The 17,794-nt window shown below is 63.0% G+C and carries 17 protein-coding genes; 6 read left to right on the top strand and 11 right to left on the bottom strand.

Features of this window, described 5'->3' with window-relative positions; all coding sequences use genetic code 11:
- Positions 1–58 precede the first annotated feature (58 nt).
- The gene (locus MJ643_RS05940) at positions 59–1,450 is read right to left on the bottom strand and encodes an L-cystine transporter (RefSeq protein WP_024087863.1); all 1,392 of its coding nucleotides are present in this window, start codon (positions 1,448–1,450) and stop codon (positions 59–61) included.
- 244 nt (positions 1,451–1,694) lie between these two features.
- Between MJ643_RS05940 and MJ643_RS05935 the strand changes: the two genes are divergently transcribed.
- On the top strand, positions 1,695–2,750 hold the full coding sequence (locus MJ643_RS05935) for a phosphorylcholine phosphatase (protein WP_013974652.1): 1,056 nt from the start codon (positions 1,695–1,697) through the stop codon (positions 2,748–2,750).
- 9 nt (positions 2,751–2,759) lie between these two features.
- Here MJ643_RS05935 and MJ643_RS05930 read toward each other — a convergent pair whose 3' ends face one another.
- Positions 2,760–3,428 (bottom strand): NAD(P)H-dependent oxidoreductase, encoded by a 669-nt coding sequence (locus MJ643_RS05930; protein ID WP_024087862.1) that lies wholly within the window; start codon positions 3,426–3,428, stop codon positions 2,760–2,762.
- Positions 3,429–3,566: 138 nt separating this feature from the next.
- Here MJ643_RS05930 and MJ643_RS05925 point away from each other — a divergent pair, with 138 nt between their 5' ends.
- Positions 3,567–4,421 (top strand): LysR family transcriptional regulator, encoded by an 855-nt coding sequence (locus tag MJ643_RS05925; RefSeq protein ID WP_169774626.1) that lies wholly within the window; start codon positions 3,567–3,569, stop codon positions 4,419–4,421.
- A gap of 68 nt (positions 4,422–4,489) precedes the next feature.
- Here MJ643_RS05925 and ilvD read toward each other — a convergent pair whose 3' ends face one another.
- The 3 genes from ilvD to MJ643_RS05910 all read right to left on the bottom strand — a co-directional run bounded on the left by ilvD (position 4,490) and on the right by MJ643_RS05910 (position 8,431).
- Positions 4,490–6,331 carry a dihydroxy-acid dehydratase gene (gene ilvD, locus MJ643_RS05920; protein WP_015272169.1) on the bottom strand — a complete coding sequence of 614 codons (1,842 nt, stop codon included), beginning with the start codon at positions 6,329–6,331 and terminating at the stop codon, positions 4,490–4,492.
- A 271-nt stretch (positions 6,332–6,602) separates the two neighbouring features.
- Entirely contained in the window at positions 6,603–7,799 is a 1,197-nt protein-coding gene (locus MJ643_RS05915; protein ID WP_038410215.1) for a class I SAM-dependent rRNA methyltransferase, read from the bottom strand.
- Between the two features lie 92 nt (positions 7,800–7,891).
- Positions 7,892–8,431: a type 1 glutamine amidotransferase domain-containing protein gene (locus tag MJ643_RS05910; protein WP_013974647.1), complete on the bottom strand. Its 540-nt coding sequence runs from the start codon at positions 8,429–8,431 to the stop codon at positions 7,892–7,894.
- 191 nt (positions 8,432–8,622) lie between these two features.
- Here MJ643_RS05910 and MJ643_RS05905 point away from each other — a divergent pair, with 191 nt between their 5' ends.
- Complete coding sequence (locus MJ643_RS05905; RefSeq protein WP_169774634.1) at positions 8,623–9,441, top strand: HDOD domain-containing protein; 819 nt, start codon at positions 8,623–8,625, stop codon at positions 9,439–9,441.
- A 3-nt stretch (positions 9,442–9,444) separates the two neighbouring features.
- The gene (gene mutM, locus MJ643_RS05900) at positions 9,445–10,257 is read left to right on the top strand and encodes a bifunctional DNA-formamidopyrimidine glycosylase/DNA-(apurinic or apyrimidinic site) lyase (protein ID WP_038410214.1); all 813 of its coding nucleotides are present in this window, start codon (positions 9,445–9,447) and stop codon (positions 10,255–10,257) included.
- A gap of 168 nt (positions 10,258–10,425) precedes the next feature.
- Here mutM and MJ643_RS05895 read toward each other — a convergent pair whose 3' ends face one another.
- The 5 genes from MJ643_RS05895 to MJ643_RS05875 all read right to left on the bottom strand — a co-directional run bounded on the left by MJ643_RS05895 (position 10,426) and on the right by MJ643_RS05875 (position 14,923).
- On the bottom strand, positions 10,426–10,677 hold the full coding sequence (locus tag MJ643_RS05895) for a YfhL family 4Fe-4S dicluster ferredoxin (protein ID WP_013974644.1): 252 nt from the start codon (positions 10,675–10,677) through the stop codon (positions 10,426–10,428).
- A 108-nt stretch (positions 10,678–10,785) separates the two neighbouring features.
- The gene (gene coaD, locus MJ643_RS05890) at positions 10,786–11,265 is read right to left on the bottom strand and encodes a pantetheine-phosphate adenylyltransferase (RefSeq protein WP_003249065.1); all 480 of its coding nucleotides are present in this window, start codon (positions 11,263–11,265) and stop codon (positions 10,786–10,788) included.
- 112 nt (positions 11,266–11,377) lie between these two features.
- A complete protein-coding gene (locus MJ643_RS05885; RefSeq protein ID WP_013974642.1) occupies positions 11,378–12,976 on the bottom strand; it encodes a GMC family oxidoreductase in 1,599 nt (532 codons plus the stop codon).
- Positions 12,977–12,996: 20 nt separating this feature from the next.
- The gene (locus MJ643_RS05880; RefSeq protein WP_023663000.1) at positions 12,997–13,482 is read right to left on the bottom strand and encodes a hypothetical protein; all 486 of its coding nucleotides are present in this window, start codon (positions 13,480–13,482) and stop codon (positions 12,997–12,999) included.
- Between the two features lie 10 nt (positions 13,483–13,492).
- A complete protein-coding gene (locus tag MJ643_RS05875) occupies positions 13,493–14,923 on the bottom strand; it encodes a coniferyl aldehyde dehydrogenase (RefSeq protein WP_013974640.1) in 1,431 nt (476 codons plus the stop codon).
- Positions 14,924–15,074: 151 nt separating this feature from the next.
- On the opposite strand from MJ643_RS05875, the gene MJ643_RS05870 reads away from it, so the two are divergent.
- Positions 15,075–15,740 carry a TetR/AcrR family transcriptional regulator gene (locus MJ643_RS05870; RefSeq protein WP_023663002.1) on the top strand — a complete coding sequence of 222 codons (666 nt, stop codon included), beginning with the start codon at positions 15,075–15,077 and terminating at the stop codon, positions 15,738–15,740.
- A 47-nt stretch (positions 15,741–15,787) separates the two neighbouring features.
- Positions 15,788–16,642: a sulfurtransferase gene (locus MJ643_RS05865; RefSeq protein WP_013974638.1), complete on the top strand. Its 855-nt coding sequence runs from the start codon at positions 15,788–15,790 to the stop codon at positions 16,640–16,642.
- Positions 16,643–16,770: 128 nt separating this feature from the next.
- On the opposite strand, the gene MJ643_RS05860 is transcribed toward MJ643_RS05865, so the two are convergent.
- Positions 16,771–17,763 carry a hydrolase gene (locus MJ643_RS05860; RefSeq protein ID WP_013974637.1) on the bottom strand — a complete coding sequence of 331 codons (993 nt, stop codon included), beginning with the start codon at positions 17,761–17,763 and terminating at the stop codon, positions 16,771–16,773.
- Positions 17,764–17,794 lie beyond the last annotated feature (31 nt).

Raw genomic sequence — 17,794 nt, 5'->3', positions numbered from 1 at the left:
ACCATTGTAGGAGCGGCCTTGTGTCGCGACAGGGGCGCAACGCGCCCCCGGCAATCTGTCAGGAATGACTTAGCTCGGCATGTTCATCGCCAGCCAGCACATCCTTGTCGGTCTCTTTCAGCAGTTGGCTGGTCACCACCCCTGCGGTCATCGAGCCGTTCACGTTCAACGCCGTGCGGCCCATGTCGATCAGGGGCTCCACCGAAATCAGCAACGCCACCAGCTCCACCGGCAAGCCCATGGCCGGCAGCACGATCAGCGCGGCGAAAGTCGCACCGCCACCTACGCCGGCAACACCTGCCGAACTCAAGGTGACGATGGCCACCAGGGTGGCGATCCACAGCGGGTCGAAGGTATCGATGCCCACCGCCGGCGCCACCATCACCGCCAGCATCGCGGGATAGAGCCCGGCGCAGCCGTTCTGGCCAATGGTGGTACCGAACGATGCGCTGAAGCTGGCAATCGACTGCGGTACGCCCAGGCGGCGGGTTTGCGCTTCGATGTTCAGCGGAATGCTGGCGGCGCTGGAGCGGCTGGTGAAGGCGAAGGTCAGCACCGGCCACACCTTGCGGAAGAAGCGCAGCGGGCTCACGCCGGTAGCGGCGAGGATAACGCCGTGCACCACGAACATCAGCGCCAGGCCCAGGTACGACACCACCACGAAGCTGCCCAGCTTGAGGATGTCTTCCATGTTCGAGCTGGCCACCACCTTGGTCATCAGCGCCAGTACGCCATACGGGGTCAACTTCATTACCACCCGCACCAGGCGCATCACCCAGGCCTGCAGGGTGTCGATGGCCGACAGCGCGCGTTCGCCTTTCTCGGCATCGTCCTTGATCAGCTGCAGCGCGGCCAGGCCGAGGAACACGGCAAAGATCACCACGCTGATGATCGAGGTCGGCTTGGCCCGTGCCAAGTCACCTACCGGGTTGCTGGGGATGAACGACAGCAGCAGTTGCGGAATGTTGAGGTCGGCGACCTTGCCGGCGTAGTCGCTGTGGATAACCTGCATGCGCGCGCTTTCCTGGGCGCCGGCCACCAGGCCTTCGGCGCTGAGGCCGAACAGGTTGGTCAGGACGATGCCGATCAACGCAGCGATGGCGGTAGTCAGCAGCAGGGTGCCGATGCTCAGCACACTGATGCGGCCCAACGACGAGGCATTGTGCAGGCGCGCCACTGCACTGAGGATCGAGGCGAAGATCAGCGGCATGACGATCATCTGCAGCAAGCCGACGTAGCCGTTGCCGACCAGGTCGAGCCAGGCGATGGTGGCCTTGAGCACAGGGTGGCCCGCGCCATAGACGGTATGCAGGATCAGGCCGAACACCACGCCCAACACCAGGCCCAGCAATACCTTCTTGGCCAGGCTCCAGTCGGTGCGGCGGGTTTGTGCCAGGCCCAGCAACAGGGCCAGGAACGCCAGCAGGTTAAGGGACAGCGGCAGGTTCATTGAAGCTCCAGCAGAAAAAAGCAGAAGAGGCATCGCCCCTGTGAGCGATTGCGAACGGAAATGCTAACAGCCTGAAAACAAACGAATTTATACCCAAATGGAATGTGTATAGTCGTTTATGGAATAACGATGTGTCGCGGATTGCAATGAACGCGGCGTTTGCAACTGCATGGAGGTCGTTATCGAGGGCTGCCAGCGGAGGGTGTTGCACTAGCGTTTCTGGGTCATTTCAGGAGATTCGTACATGAAGTTTGCTCCGAAAGCCGTCGCCGTCGGCCTGTCCCTGTTGTTCAGTATCGAAACCTTCGCCACCGAGCTCAAACACTGGCCCGCCGAGGCGGCCAAGCAGCTCGACAGCATGATCGCCGCCAATGCCAACAAGGGTAACTACGCGGTGTTCGACATGGACAACACCAGCTACCGCTACGATCTTGAAGAGGCCTTGCTGCCTTTCATGGAAAACAAGGGCCTGTTGAGCCGTGACAAGCTCGACCCGTCGTTGAAGCTGATGCCGTTCAAGGACACCGCCGAACATAAGGAAAGCCTGTTCAGTTACTACTACCGTCTGTGCGAAGTCGATGACATGGTCTGCTACCCGTGGGTGGCCCAGGTGTTCTCCGGCTTTACCCTACAGGAGCTGAAAGTGCAGGTGGATGAGCTGATGGCCTCCGGCAAGCCGATCCCCAGCACCTATTACGAAGGCGATCAGGTCAAGACCATCGAGGTACAGCCCCCCAAGGTCTTCCAGGGCCAGGCTGAGCTGTACAACAAGCTCATGGAGAACGGTATCGAGGTCTATGTGATTTCCGCGGCCTCAGAGGAACTGGTGCGCATGGTCGCGTCGGACCCCAAGTACGGCTACAACGTGAAGCCGCAGAACGTGATTGGCGTCAGCCTGTTGCTGAAGGACCGTGCCAGCGGCCAGTTGACCACCGCACGCAAGCAGATCAGCGCCGGGCACTATGATGCCAAGGCCAACCTGGGGCTGGAGCTGACCCCGTACCTGTGGACTCCGGCCACCTGGATGGCGGGCAAGCAGGCGGCGATCCTCACCTATATCGATGAGTGGAAGAAACCGGTACTCGTGGGGGGCGACACACCGACCAGCGATGGCTACATGCAGTTTCATGGGGTGGACGTGGGCAAGGGCGGCATCCACCTGTGGATAAATCGCAAGGCCAAGTACATGGACCAGATGAACGGGATGATTGCCAGGAATGCAGCGGCGCAGGCCAAGGAAGGGCTGCCGGTGACAGCAGACAAGAACTGGGTGATCGTGACACCGGAGCAGATCCAGTAACGAGGCCTGTCAGCCGTTGCGGCCCACGATGAGAGTCCGGGCCGCTTCCTGATCGATGTTCTGTGCCAACAAGGTCACTGCTTCGATGGCGCTTGCACGGACGCTGGCCCCCACCGGGCCAAGCGTCTGTTCGACCACGACACTGTGCACCTGGTTAATCCCGACGAAGCGGAACCACGTATCGATGAAGGGTTTTTCCAGTCCAAAAGCCTGGTCGGGTGTCTGTGAGTCAGAGCCGTAACCAAGCCCACGGGAGTAGATTGCAACAGCTCGACGTCCGCCCAGCATGCCATTCAACCCTTGCTCATCGAAGGTGAACAGGACGCCTTTGTGCGAAATTGCGTCGATCAGATGCTTGAGCTTGTACGGGATGCCGAAATTCCACAGCGGTACGCTGAACACCAAGGTATCAGCCCGGTGGAACCGTTCAGCGAGTGCCTTGATCTGCTCCCATGCCGCGACCTGTTCGCTCGACAACGGGACATCGGCAAGGCCTGCGTATTTTGCCGCGAGCAAAGCGCCATCTACCTCCGGGAGTTCGCATTCCCAAGGGTCCAGGCGGTCAATTTCTACGGCTTTGCGCTTGGCCAATGCGGTCAGAAACACGTCTGCAATCTGGGTGGAAACGGACCGCTCGCCTCTCGGTGATGCACAGACATACAAAATACGTTCAACCATGGGGCGTTTCCTTGTCAGCATTGAGGGCACTTTCCCTGGCGTTCGTTCGCTCAGGTGTTAAGTGCAAGTCTGATTCAGAATGATTGGTTATAGAAATCACGTATGCTCTGCATATTGAGTGAGCTAGGTGATTAATCTGTGTTCGACCCTGTGCTTTTGCGTAGCCTGCTTGCCGTTGCCGACAGCGGTGGTTTCACGCGTGCAGCGCAAAGACTGCACCTAACGCAGTCGGCGATCAGCGCTCACATCAGGCGGCTTGAGAGCGAAGCTGGGCAAAAATTGCTGGAGCGCACGACCCGTTCGGTCAGCCTGACGCCGGCAGGTGCTCGCCTGGCGGGGTATGCCCGCACGATTCTGGCGCTGCATGATGATGCTCGCGCGAGCCTTGGCGCAGGCCGTCGGGTGTCAGGTACAGTGTTTGTCGGGTTGAGCGAGGAGGTGGTGAAACCGCCCATCATCGACTGTCTGCGTCGATTCTCGGTGACACATCCCGATGCAGAGATCTCCCTGAAAGTCGGCCTGACCGGTGATCTGCTTGCCCTTCTGCAATCGGGTGGGCTCGATATCGTATTGGGAAGCAGCTGCGGCGATGAGGACCGAGGCGAACTGCTTTGGTCCGAGCCTTTGGTCTGGGCGACAGGGCCGGTTGCAGTGAACCCCGATGATGCAACTGCTCCGATACCCTTGGCGGTGTTTTCCGATCAATGCCCATATCGTGCTGCAGCCATCGAAGCCCTGGCGCATGCGGGGCGACAATGGCGGATCGTTTGCCAGAGCCCAAGTGCCGGTGGGCTGATGACCGCTGTCAGCGGTGGGCTGGGTGTAACGCCAATCACCCGATCGTCTGCACTGGCTTCAGGTTTACAGGAAGTGCCAACGTTGCCCCCCCTTCCTCATGCGCAGTTCATTTTGACATCGACAGCGAAGCCGAAGCGTTCAGTTGCTCTGTTGCTGGCGCAATTGCGCCAATGCGCTGCGCGGGGTGAGCTTTGATCGAGCATTTTTCATAGCCATGAAAAAACCGGCGCACAAGGCGCCGGCTTTTCAAACGCCAGGAAGCCTTACAGCCCTTCCAGCATCGCCTTGTTACGCACAGCACCCTTGTCGGCACTGGTCGCCAGCAGGGCGTAGGCCTTCAGCGCGGTGGTCACCTTGCGTGGGCGTACTTCAGCCGGTTTCCAGCCTTTCTTGTCCTGTTCGACACGGCGCTCAGCCAGCTCTTCATCGCTGACCTGCAGGTTGATCGAACGATTCGGGATGTCGATCAGCACCTTGTCGCCGTCGCGCACCAGGCCGATTGCACCGCCAGCGGCGGCTTCCGGCGAGGCGTGGCCGATCGACAGGCCCGAGGTGCCGCCCGAGAAGCGGCCGTCGGTGAGCAGGGCGCAAGCCTTGCCCAGGCCCTTGGACTTCAGGTACGAGGTCGGGTACAGCATTTCCTGCATGCCCGGGCCACCTTTCGGGCCTTCGTAGCGGATGATCACGATGTCGCCGGCCTTCACTTCGTCGGCGAGGATGCCGCGTACGGCGCTGTCCTGGCTCTCGAAGATCTTCGCGGTGCCTTCGAACACCAGGATCGACTCGTCGACACCGGCGGTTTTCACCACGCAGCCATCCAGCGCGATGTTACCGTACAGCACGGCCAGGCCGCCTTCCTGCGAATAGGCGTGCTCGACACTGCGGATGCAGCCTTCGGCACGATCCAGGTCCAGGCTCGGCCAGCGGGTCGACTGGCTGAATGCCGTCTGGGTCGGAATGCCGGCAGGGCCAGCCTTGAAGAAGGTGTGCACGGCTTCGTCATCGGTCTGGGTGATGTCCCACTTGGCGATGGCTTCTTCCATGCTACGGCTGTGCACGGTCGGCAGGTCGGTGTGCAGCAGGCCGCCACGGGCCAGCGAGCCGAGGATACTGAAGATGCCGCCGGCACGGTGCACGTCTTCCATGTGATATTTCTGAATGTTCGGCGCAACCTTGCACAGCTGCGGCACCTTGCGCGACAGGCGGTCGATGTCACGCAGGTCGAACGCCACCTCGGCTTCCTGGGCGGCAGCCAGCAGGTGCAGGATGGTGTTGGTCGAGCCGCCCATGGCGATGTCGAGCATCATGGCGTTCTCGAACGCCTTGAAGTTAGCGATGTTGCGCGGCAGTACCGACTCATCGTTCTCGCCGTAGTAGCGCTTGCACAGCTCGACGATGGTGCGGCCGGCAGTGAGGAACAACTGCTCGCGGTCGGCGTGGGTGGCCAGGGTCGAACCGTTGCCCGGCAGGGCCAGGCCCAGGGCTTCGGTCAGGCAGTTCATCGAGTTGGCGGTGAACATGCCGGAGCACGAACCGCAGGTAGGGCAGGCGCTGCGCTCGTATTCGGCGACTTTTTCGTCGGAAGCCGAGGAGTCGGCGGCAATGACCATGGCGTCGACCAGGTCCAGGCCGTGGCTGGCCAGCTTGGTCTTGCCGGCTTCCATCGGGCCGCCGGAGACGAAGATTACCGGGATGTTCAGGCGCAGGGCGGCCATCAGCATGCCGGGGGTGATCTTGTCGCAGTTGGAGATGCACACGATGGCGTCGGCGCAATGGGCGTTGACCATGTACTCCACGGCGTCGGCGATGATCTCGCGGCTTGGCAGCGAGTAGAGCATGCCGTCGTGGCCCATGGCGATGCCGTCATCGACCGCGATGGTGTTGAATTCCTTGGCCACGCCACCGGCGCGTTCGATTTCGCGGGCGACCAGCTGGCCCAGGTCCTTCAGGTGCACGTGGCCCGGGACAAACTGGGTGAACGAGTTGGCGATGGCGATGATCGGTTTCTTGAAATCTTCGTCCTTCATCCCGGTGGCGCGCCACAGGGCACGGGCGCCGGCCATGTTGCGGCCTTGGGTGGAAGTCTTGGAACGATAATCAGGCATGAAACACTCCTGGCGGCTTAATCAGGTCACAAAAAGGGGAGTGAGCTTCTCTTGTCCTTTGTACCGCAGGCCGGTTGCCACTGGCACGGATGGGGCCGAAGACCGCGCGGGATCGCCGCGTGCTTGGGCAGAGCTCATAAACCCGCCGGGGATGACTGGCGATGAATAGGCCGATTCTACACCGCTGGCGCGGCGAGGGAATGCAGATGTGGATAGCTGGCGGGGAGATTGCAGCAGGAAAGGGCCGCTTGGCGGCCCTTATTAGCGGATATCAGCTGTTTGGCAGCAACCGGCAGGTGATGCTCTTGATGTAGCGGGTTTCGGCGATGGCCGGGTGCACCGGGTGGTCGGGGCCTTGGCCGCCGCGTTCGAGCAACTGCAGGTTGCGGTCCAGGTGACGGGCGCTGGTCAGCAGGATGTTGTGCAGGTCGTCCTCGGGCAGGTGCATCGAGCACGAGGCGCTGACCAGGATGCCATCCTTGGTCAGCATGCGCATGGCCTGCTCGTTCAGGCGGCGGTAGGCCGCTTCGCCGTTCTTCAGGTCTTTCTTGCGCTTGATGAAGGCGGGTGGGTCGGCAATGATCACGTCGAAGCGCTCTTCGGCGGCCTTCAGTTCGCGCAGCGCCTCGAACACATCGCCTTCGATGCAGGTCAGTTTCTCGCTGATGCCGTTCAGGGCGGCGTTACGCTCGACGCCGTCCAGGGCAAAGCCCGAGGCATCGACGCAGAACACTTCGCTGGCGCCGAAGGCACCGGCCTGCACGCCCCAGCCACCGATGTAGCTGAACAGGTCGAGCACGCGCTTGCCTTTCACGTACGGCGCCAGGCGTGCACGGTTCATGCGGTGGTCGTAGAACCAGCCGGTCTTCTGGCCTTCGCGTACCGGGGCTTCGAACTTGACGCCGTTTTCTTCCAGCGGCACCCAGTCCGGCACCTCGCCATAGACGGTTTCGACATAGCGCTGCAGGCCTTCGGCATCTCGCGCGGAGGAGTCGTTCTTGAACAGGATGCCGCTTGGCTTGAGCACCTGTACCAGGGCTGCAATCACGTCGTCCTTATGTGCTTCCATGGTGGCGGAGGCCAATTGCACTACGAGGATGTCGAAGAAGCGGTCGACAACCAGGCCTGGCAACAGGTCGGAATCGCCATAGACCAGGCGGTAGCACGGTTGGTCGAACAGGCGCTGACGCAGCGACAGGGCGACGTTCAGGCGGTGCACCAGCAGCGACTTGTCCAGCGGCAGCTTGGCGTCGCGCGACAGCAGGCGGGCGCAGATCAGATTGTTCGGGCTCAGTGCGACGATGCCTAGCGGCTTGCCGTTGGCTGCCTCGAGAACAGCCTGCTGGCCGGCCTGGAAGCCTTGCAGCGGGGTCGCACTGACGTCGACTTCGTTGCTGTAGACCCACAGGTGGCCGGCACGCAGGCGGCGGTCGGCATTGGCTTTGAGGCGTAGGCTGGGCAGGGGCATGACGTCGCTCCGGGAAAAAGAGCGGGATTATAGCCTGTTGCCTGGGCACTCGTCCCTTGCGGGAGCAGCCTCGCGTCGGCCATGAGATGACGTCAGGCTGCCAATGCCTTGATCAACTGCCGGTTGAACGCCGGAATGTCATCGGGCTGGCGGCTTGTGATCAGGTTGCCATCGACCACCACTTCTTCATCCACCCAGTCTCCGCCGGCATTGCGGATGTCGTCCTGCAGGGTCTTATAGCTGGTCAGCCGCCTGCCCTTGGCCAACCCGCAGGACACCAGCAACCAGCCACCATGACAGATCACCGCCAGCGGCTTGCCAGCTGAATCGTGGCTTTTCACCAGTTTCTGCGCGGCGGGGATCAACCGAATCGTGTCAGAGTTTTGCACGCCACCGGGCAGCACCAGAGCATCGTAGAGATCCAGGTGGGCGCTTTCGAAGGTTGCGTCCACGGCGAATGCGTCAGCCGGCTGGTCGTGGTTCCAGCCGCGTACCGTTCCCTCTTTGTCGCTGAGGATGTCCACCACCGCGCCGCTCTGTTCCAGGGCCTCGCGAGGGCCTGTCAGCTCCACTTGCTCGAAGCCGTCGGTGACCAGGAAAGCCACTCGCTTGCCGTTCAGTTCTGCACTCATGGGCCTTGCTCCTTTCCTTGATGAATATGAGAGAGAGGCCCGCATGGATAGAGTAAAGTTCCGGCGCAACGATTCAGTGGTTGGTCCATTTCCGGTCTGGAGGGTTAGAATCGCCGGTCCCAAACGAGTGTGCACGTATGTCCCAAGAACTCAGCGCCGAACAGATCCAGCAAGCCTTGCAAGGCATCACCATCCCGCCGCAACCGCAGATAATGGTCGACCTGCAGTTCGAGCAGTACATGCCTGACCCGGACCTGGAAACCATCGCCAAGCTGATTTCCCAGGACCCGGGCCTCTCGGGCGCCTTGCTCAAGCTGGTCAATTCCCCGCATTTCGGCCTTTCCAACAAGATCGGTTCGATCCAGCGCGCGGTGAACCTGCTGGGCAGCCGTTCGATCATCAACCTGATCAACGCCCAGTCGATCAAGGGTGAAATGACCGACGAGACCATCGTTACCCTCAACCGCTTCTGGGACACTGCCCAGGACGTGGCGATGACCTGCCTCACTCTGGCCAAGCGCACCGGCATCCAGGCGGCAGACGAGGCCTATACCCTGGGCCTGTTCCATGACTGTGGCGTGCCGCTGATGCTCAAGCGCTTCCCCAACTATATGGATGTGCTGGAGGACGCCTATGCCAAGGCCGACGAGGAAACCCGCGTGGTCGACACCGAAAACCGCGTGTTCAACACCAATCATTCGGTGGTCGGCTATTTCACGGCCAAGTCCTGGCGCCTGCCCGAGCACCTCAGCGCGGCCATTGCCAACCACCACAACGCCCTGGCGGTGTTCCGCGACGAGAGCGCGCGCAATACCCAGAGCCAACTGAAAAACCTGCTGGCAGTGCTGAAGATGGCCGAGCACATCTGCGCATCGTACCGGGTGCTGGGCAGCCAGGCCGTGGACCACGAATGGAGTGTGGTTGGCCCGCTGGTGCTCGATTACATTGGTTTGTCGGAATACGATTTCGAGAACCTCAAGCAGAACATTCGCGAGATGGGCGGGCACTGACACATGCCGGAATTGCCAGAAGTAGAAACCACCCGGCGCGGTATTGCGCCCCATCTGGAAGGCCAGCGCGTCAGCCGGGTGGTGGTACGTGACCGGCGCCTGCGCTGGCCGATTCCGGAAGACCTGGATGTGCGCCTGTCGGGGCAGCGCATCGTCAGTGTCGAGCGGCGCGCCAAGTATCTGTTGATCAATGCCGAGGTCGGCACCCTGATCAGTCACCTGGGCATGTCGGGCAACCTGCGCCTGGTCGAACTGGGCTTGCCGGCGGCCAAGCATGAGCATGTGGATATCGAGCTTGAGTCGGGGTTGATGCTGCGCTACACCGACTCGCGCCGCTTTGGCGCGATGCTGTGGAGCCTGGACCCGCTCAATCACGAACTGCTGCTGCGCCTGGGGCCTGAACCGCTGACCGACCTGTTCGACGGCGAGCGACTGTTCCAGTTGTCCCGTGGGCGGTCGATGGCGGTCAAGCCGTTCATCATGGATAACGCGGTAGTGGTGGGGGTGGGCAACATTTACGCCACCGAGGCGCTGTTTGCCGCTGGCATCGACCCCCGTCGGGAAGCGGGCGGGATTTCCCGGGCGCGCTACTTGAAGCTGGCGATCGAGATCAAGCGTGTGCTGGCGGCGGCGATCGAACAGGGCGGCACCACGCTACGCGACTTCATCGGTGGTGATGGGCAGCCGGGGTACTTCCAGCAGGAATTGTTCGTGTACGGGCGGGGCGGGCAGCCGTGCAAGGTGTGTGGCACGGAGTTGCGCGAGGTGAAGCTGGGGCAGAGGGCGAGTGTGTATTGCCCGCGTTGCCAGCGCTGAGGCAAGTTACGCGGAACCCCTTGTGGGAGCGGCCTTGCGTCGCGAAAGGGCCGCACAGCGGCCCCGGCAGTTTCTGCTGCGAAGCTGAAATCCTGGGGCCGCTTCGCGCCCCATCGCGACGCAAGGCCGCTCCCACACAGGGACCGCGTGGAGGCGTTCAGGCAGCGATCAGGCCTTGCCAGTAATCCGGCGGTACTTGGCCATCAGCTCTTCTTCGGTTTCCGGGTGCGCTTCATCCAGCGGGATGCAGTCGACCGGGCAGACCTGCTGGCATTGCGGCTCGTCGTAATGGCCTACACACTGGGTGCACAGGTTAGGGTCGATCACGTAGATCTCTTCGCCTTGGGAGATGGCCTCGTTCGGGCACTCGGGTTCGCAGACGTCGCAGTTGATGCAATCGTCGGTGATGATCAGGGACATGGGGACTCCGGCCGGGGCTCCGCGCCCGGGCATGTTCAACGCAGTGGGCACAATTGTGCCGCATTCGCGCCCGCAGTGCACGCGGGCGCGATGATCAGCCGCTAAAGGTCATTTCTTGAAGCGTTCGGTCAGCGCATCGGCCACCACTGGGTGGACGAACTTGCTGATATCACCACCCAGCGCGGCAATTTCCCGGACCAGGGTCGAGGAAATGAACGAATAACGCTCCGAAGGCGTGAGGAACAGACTCTCGACGTCGGGGGCCAGTTGCCGGTTCATGTTCGCCAGCTGAAACTCGTACTCGAAGTCGGACACCGCACGCAGGCCACGCAGGAAGACGTTGGCGCCCTGCTCCTTGGCGAAATGCGCCAGCAGGGAGGAGAAGCCGATGACTTCGACATTGGGCAGGTGCTTGGTGACCTCACGGGCGAGCTCCACCCGTTGTTCCAGCGGGAACAGCGGGTTTTTCTTCGGGCTGGCCGCCACCGCGATGATCACGTGGTCGAACAGCCGCGAGGCGCGCTCGACCAGGTCGCCATGGCCTTTGGTAATGGGGTCGAAAGTACCCGGGTACAACACTCGGTTCATCGCGTCATCCTGGCTGGAGTGCGTGGGGGAGTCGGATGGTAGCGCAGCGACGGCGCCCCGGCCAAGTCATGCGGCCGGCTGACGGCACTATAGACAGGGGGCCTGTTCCTTGTCATGCACTGTGTGCCAGGCGGGCGACCAGTGCTTCGGTGAGCCTGGCACTGATGGCATACACCGACAGTTGCGGGTTGGCGCCGATACTGGTGGGGAACAGCGAGCCGTCGTGAACCGACAGGTTTTCCAGCTGGTGATGGCGGCCAAGGCTGTCGCATACCGCCTGGCGCGGGTCGTCGCCGAGGGCGCAGCCACCCATCACGTGAGCGCTGCCCAGGCGTGTGCGGAACGGCTCCAGGCGCAACCGGTCGATCATGGCCAAGGCCTGCGCCAGGTTGGACGCGGCGCTGGCATCGCTGTGCACGGGGGTGACCTGGGTGGCGCCGGCGGCGAACTGGATCTGCGCCATGCTGCGGTAGGCGCGGCGCAGCCCGTCGCGCAGGTAGTCGGTGATCGGGTAATCGAGCACCGGTGAGCCATCGCCGCGCAGCTCCACGGCCCCGCCCTGGCTTTGCGGGTGGAAGCCGTCACGCAGCAGCGCCAGCATCACGTGGGTATGTGGCAGCGCGGCCATGCGCTGGGCATTCTCGTGGCCATGCCCGCCCAGCAGCGTGGTGGCCAGGGCCGGGTGCAGCGGTGGCACCTCCAGCTTGTAGCCAATCGGGCCATCGTTGCCGCCTTGCCATTGGAAGTGGTCGCTGTAGATGGACTGCGGAGCGCCGTAGTAGGGGTCGATACGATCGTTGAAGCGTGCTGCGCTGAAGTTGACCAGGTGCAGGAAGGTACGTTTGCCCAGGCGGCCATGCGGGTCGGGCGCGTCGGAACGCAGCAGCAGGGCCGGGCTGTTGATGCCACCACCGGCAAGGATGTAGTGACGCGCGCGAACGCGGATCTGCCGGCCTGTGGTGTGTATGCCCTGGCTATCCAGCGCCTGGCATGACAGGCCCTGGATGCGCTCGCCGTTGTGTTCGAAGCGCTCGGCCCGAGCCAGGTACAGCAGCTCGCCGCCTTGTTCGAGGGTGGCGGGAATACGTGTGACCAGCATCGACTGCTTGGCATTCACCGGGCAACCCATGCCGCAGTAGCCTAGGTTCCAGCAGCCGCGCACGTTGCGCGGGATCACCGCCCAGCGGTAGCCCAGCTGTTCGCAGCCACGGCGCAGCACTTCGTTGTTGGCGTTCGGTGGCAGGGCCCAAGGGGTGATGCCCAGCTCTTGCTCGATGCGCTCGAACCAGGGGCGCATCTGCTCCTCGCCCAGGCCGCTCACCTTGTGGGCTGCGGCCCAGTGGGCCAGGGTCTGTGGCGGCGTGCGAAAGCTGGAGGTCCAGTTGACCAGCGTGGTGCCGCCCACGGCGCGGCCCTGGAGGATGGTGATGGCGCCGTCCTTGCTCATGCGGCCCAGGCCTTCCTGGTACAGGCTGGCATAGGCTTCGTTTTCCAGCAGGTGGAAATCGCTGCTGGTCTTCAGTGGGCCTTCTTCGATCAGCAGCACCTTGAAGCCGGCAGTGCTGAGCATTTGCGCGCTGGTAGCGCCACCGGCACCGCTGCCGATCACGGCAACGTCGGCTTCCAGCGTGAGGTCGTGCTCCAGGCGCGAGGCGTCGTGGGTGATCCAGCCGCTTTCCAGGCCTTGGCGAAACGGGTCGGGTACAGGCATTGGCGCTGCTCTTGTTGTTTTCAGATTTTCGGTGGCCCGGGGTAGCCGCAGGCGGCCCAGGATTCGGGGCGTTCGTACCAGGCCATCTGCAGCAACTGCAGCAGCGAGGCGTGGCCCATGCGCAGCAGGTTCAGCGAGCTGTCCTGCCAACGTTTCAGGAAGGCCGTGACCTGCGCGGCGCTGGCTTGCTCCCAGGCGCCCCAGACCCCGGTCAGTGGGCCGCGGGTGAGCGGCAGGTTGAGCACGTCGAACAACTGCCGGGTGAGTTTGAGTATTTCCGGCGACAGCGCCGCCAGTTTGTGGTCGAGGCTATGCAGCACCAGTGTCTCGGCGGCCTGGGTGCCGGCCAGTACCACCGGGATCAGCGCGCGCAGCAGCGGCAGGTCGTCGTCGCGCAGTACCTGGTAACCCGTTGCGGCTGTCTGTGCGCTGCAGCCGACCAGGCTGGTACCCGCCAGAAAGACGCTGGCGCCAAGGCTGAAGCGCAGCAGTTCGCGGCGGTGCATGGGCTCGCCCTCAGCGGATGAAAAGCTTGAAGACCAGGCGCTGCAAGGCTTTGCCATAGGGCGGGTAGATCAGCCGGGCAGCGTTGAAGCGTTGCTTGGCCAACACCGCCTTGGCCTTGCTGAAGGTCAGGAAGCCGTCGTGGCCATGGTAATGGCCCATGCCTGAAGGGCCGATGCCGCCGAACGGCAAGTCATCCTGGGCCACGTGCAGCAGGGTGTCGTTCAGGCACACTCCGCCGGAGTGGGTGTGGCGCAGCACCTGCTCCTGGGCTGCGCGGTCATAGCCGAAGTAGTAAAGCGCCAGCGGGCGCGGGCGCTGGTTGATGTAGGCCAGTGCCTGCTCGAGGCTGTCGTAGGGCACCAGCGGCAGCAATGGGCCGAAGATTTCGTCCTGCATCACCTGCATGCCGTCGTTCACCCCCAGTAGCAGGTGGGGTGGCAGGCGCCGGCCCTGGCGGGCTTCACCGGGGTACAGGTCGAGTACCTGCGCACCTTTGGCGTGGGCATCGTCCAGTAGATGCTGCAAGCGCTGCAGCTGGCGCTGGTTGATGATGGCGGTGTAGTCGGGGTTGTCGGCGATGCGCGGGTACAGCCGGCGTACGGCACGCTGGTAGGCATCGCTGAAGGCATCCAGGCGCTCGCGTGGCACCAGCACGTAGTCGGGGGCGACGCAGGTCTGGCCGGCATTGAGGGTCTTGCCGAAGGCGATGCGCTCGGCGGCGCTGTCCAGCGGTACGTCGGCAGAGACTATGGCCGGCGACTTGCCGCCCAGTTCTAGGGTGACGGGGGTCAGGTTGTGCGCCGCAGCCAGCATTACCTGGCGCCCCACGCTGGTGGCGCCGGTGAACAGCAGGTGATCGAACGGCAGGCGGGCAAAGGCCTGGCCTACCTCGACTTCGCCGAGCACCACGCTGACCAGATCGGTGGGGAACACCTGCTCCAGCAGTTGCTTGAGCGCCTGGCCAGTGGCAGGCGTGGCTTCGCTGAGCTTGAGCATGACCCGGTTGCCGGCGGCCAGGGCACAGGTCAGTGGGCCGATGGCAAGGAACAGCGGGTAGTTCCACGGCACGATGATGCCGACCACGCCCAGGGGTTGGTAGCGCACCTGCGCGCTGGCCGGCTGGAAGGCCAGGCCGACCTTGCGCCGGCTGGCGCGCATCCAGCGCTGCAGGTGCTTTTCGGCGTGACGCAGGCCTTGCACCGAGGGCAGCAGCTCGGCCAGCAGGGTCTCGTCGGCGCTGCGCCCCTCAAAGTCCTGGCCGATTGCCTCGATCAGTTCGGCCTGGCCGGCCAGCAAGGCTTCCCGCAGGCTTTTCAGCCATTGGCGCCGCTGCGCCGCCGCTGGCGATGAGTTGCCGGCAAAAGCCTGGCGCTGGGTGGCGAACGTCGCCGCAAGGTCGAGGTCGGATTGCACAGGGGGCAAGGCACTGGGCGAGTTCATGGCGGCGTCGAGTCCGGGGAGGGAATCCCTAGAGCCTATACTCTAATTTGTACGATGGTGCGAATTTTTCCGCGTTGTCGAGCGGTGCATTCCATTGCCAATACGCCGTAAGATGACCCTTTGATGAAGGCCCGCAGACTGGGAGCTGAGCATGGCCCCGCGCATGAAGACCCGAGAGCGCATCGTGCAGAACAGCCTCGAGCTGTTCAACCAGCAGGGCGAACGCAGCGTCAGTACCAACCACATTGCCGCGCACATGGAAATTTCGCCCGGCAACCTGTATTACCACTTCCCCAACAAGCAGGCGATCATCGCTTTGCTGTTCAGTCAGTACGAAGAACTGGTGGACAGCTTCCTGCGCCCGCCGCAAGGCCGTGCGGCGACCGTGGAGGACAAGCGCTTCTACCTGAAGGCGCTGTTGGCGGCGATGTGGAACTACCGTTTTCTGCATCGTGATCTGGAACACCTGCTGGACAGCGACCCGGAGCTGGCCGCACGTTATCGGCGCTTTTCCGAACGATGCCTGCGTCAGGGCCAGGCGATCTACCGCGGTTTCGTCGAGGCGGGCATCCTGGCCATGACACAAGCCCAGATCGAATCGCTGACCATCAATGCCTGGATCGTATTGACGTCCTGGGTACGTTTTCTCAGCACCACGCGGGAACATTCCGCGCATCTGGGTGAAGAAGCCTTCAAGCGCGGCGTCTACCAGGTACTGGTGCTGGAGCTCGGTTTCGTCACCGACAACGCCCGCAATGCGGTGGACGCCCTTTGCCAGGAATTCCATGTACCGTTCAACCAGGCCCTGGAGCACTAACCCAGGGCCTCAGTGTTATCGATAGTGCCTTCGATCAGGAGATTGTCATGCCCCTTGCGCAATTGATCACCCCGCAGCAGTTGGCCGAGCGTCTGGGCTCGCCCAAGTTGGTGATCCTCGACTGCCGCTTTGCCCTCGAGGATGTGGACTATGGCCAACGCAGCTATGCCCAGGGGCATATTGCCGGAGCGCATTTTGCTGACCTGGAGCGTGACCTCAGCGGGCCTGTGAGCAAGGGACGCACCGGGCGCCACCCATTGCCGGATGCGCGCCGGTTGGTCGAGCGCCTGCGTGAGTGGGGCCTGGACGATGACAGCGAGGTGGTGCTGTACGACGACGGCCCTGGCGCTTTTGCCGCCCGTGCCTGGTGGCTGCTGGCCTGGCTGGGCAAGCGCAGCGGTGTAGCGATCCTCGATGGTGGCCTGAAGGCCTGGCATGCGGCGCACCTGCCGCTCAGCCTGGACCCGCCGCTCAAGCGGGAAGGCACCTTCAACGGTGAGCCGGACGGCAAGCTGCTGATTGATGCCGAGCACCTGGCCAAGCGTCTGGGTAACCCAGACCTGACCTTGATCGATGCGCGTGCCTTGCCGCGCTTCCGTGGCGAAGTGGAACCGATCGACCCGGTTGCGGGACATATTCCGGGGGCGCAGTGCGCGGCGTTTACCGACAACCTTGGGGCTGATGGGCGTTTTCTGCCTTCGGACCAGCTAAAACAGCGCTTTGCTGAAAAGCTCGCCGGGCGTGCACCGGAGCAGTTGGTGGCGTATTGCGGGTCGGGGGTGACGGCGTGTCATAACCTTTTCGCCTTGGCGTTGGCGGGATATCCACTGGGCAAGCTGTATGCCGGGTCGTGGAGCGAGTGGATCAACGATCCGCAGCATGGCGTAGCCACTGGCGAGTAAGCAGGCCCGGCCTCATCGCCGGCAAGCCAGCTCCCGCAGGTACATCACTACCCATCGGGCCTGTGCCACACCTGTGGGAACTGGCTTGCCGGCGATTAGGTCGGTACTGCCAATGAAAACTGCAGCTCCTATTGGCCTTCCACCAACCACTGTGGAATCCGCCGCTCCAGGTAATACCCCGGGTTACGCAGGCTGCCATCGACAAACCCCACATGGCCGCCGCGGCTGTGCAGTTCGAAGCGGGTCTGCGGCGCCAGTTCGCGGGCCGTTGGCAGGCTGTGGCCGGAGACGAAAGGGTCATCGCTGGAATGGATGATCAGCGTCGGCGTGCGGTTCTGGCCGAGGAAGAAATGGCTCGATGAGCGGCGGTAGTAGTCGTGCGCATCGCGAAAACCGTTCAGCGGTGCGGTGACCTTGCCGTCGAATTCCCAGAACGTGCGCAGGTTGACCAGCGGCCCCAGCCGTTGCAGCGTCGCTAGCCGTTCATGCTGGCCCTTGTCGTGGAAGTGCCGCTGCTTGAGCTGAACATAAGCCAGCATCTCGCGCATGAAATGCGCCTGGTACACCTTTGAAAAGCCCTGGCCGATGCGGTCGGCGCAGTGATCCAGGCGAAACGGCACCGACACTGCCACCGCAGCCTGCAACTGGCTGGCGACACCGCTTTCGCCAAGGTATTTCAGCAGCACATTGCCCCCTAGCGAATAACCCACCGCATACAACGGCGCCAACGGGCGCTGGGCGCGCAGGTGGCTGACGATTTCGGCCAGGTCTTCGCTGGCACCGGAATGGTAGCTGCGTGGCAGCAGGTTGGGCTCGCCCGAGCAACCGCGCCAGTTCACCGCCACGCTGGCCCAGCCGCGGCCGTGCAGCGCTTGCTGCAAACCTTTGACGTAGGGCGAGTGGGAGGAGCCGGTCAAACCGTGCAGGACCAGCACCAACGGCGCGTGGGGCTGGTGCGGGCCGTGCCAGTCCAGGTCGATGAAGTCGCCATCGGCCAGCCATAGCCGCTCGCGGTTGCGCTGCAGTTCAGGCAGCTTGCGCCACAGTGGCCCCCACAGAGTTTGCAGGTGGGGGTTGGACAGGCCGATGGCCGGGCGGAATGTGGCGCTGGGGCTGGGCATGCTAGGCGACTCGTGATGTGCCTGCCTAGAG

This window comes from Pseudomonas sp. PNPG3, assembly GCF_023093815.1.
GTDB lineage: Bacteria > Pseudomonadota > Gammaproteobacteria > Pseudomonadales > Pseudomonadaceae > Aquipseudomonas > Aquipseudomonas asiatica.
This window is presented reverse-complemented; position numbering and strand designations above follow the sequence as displayed.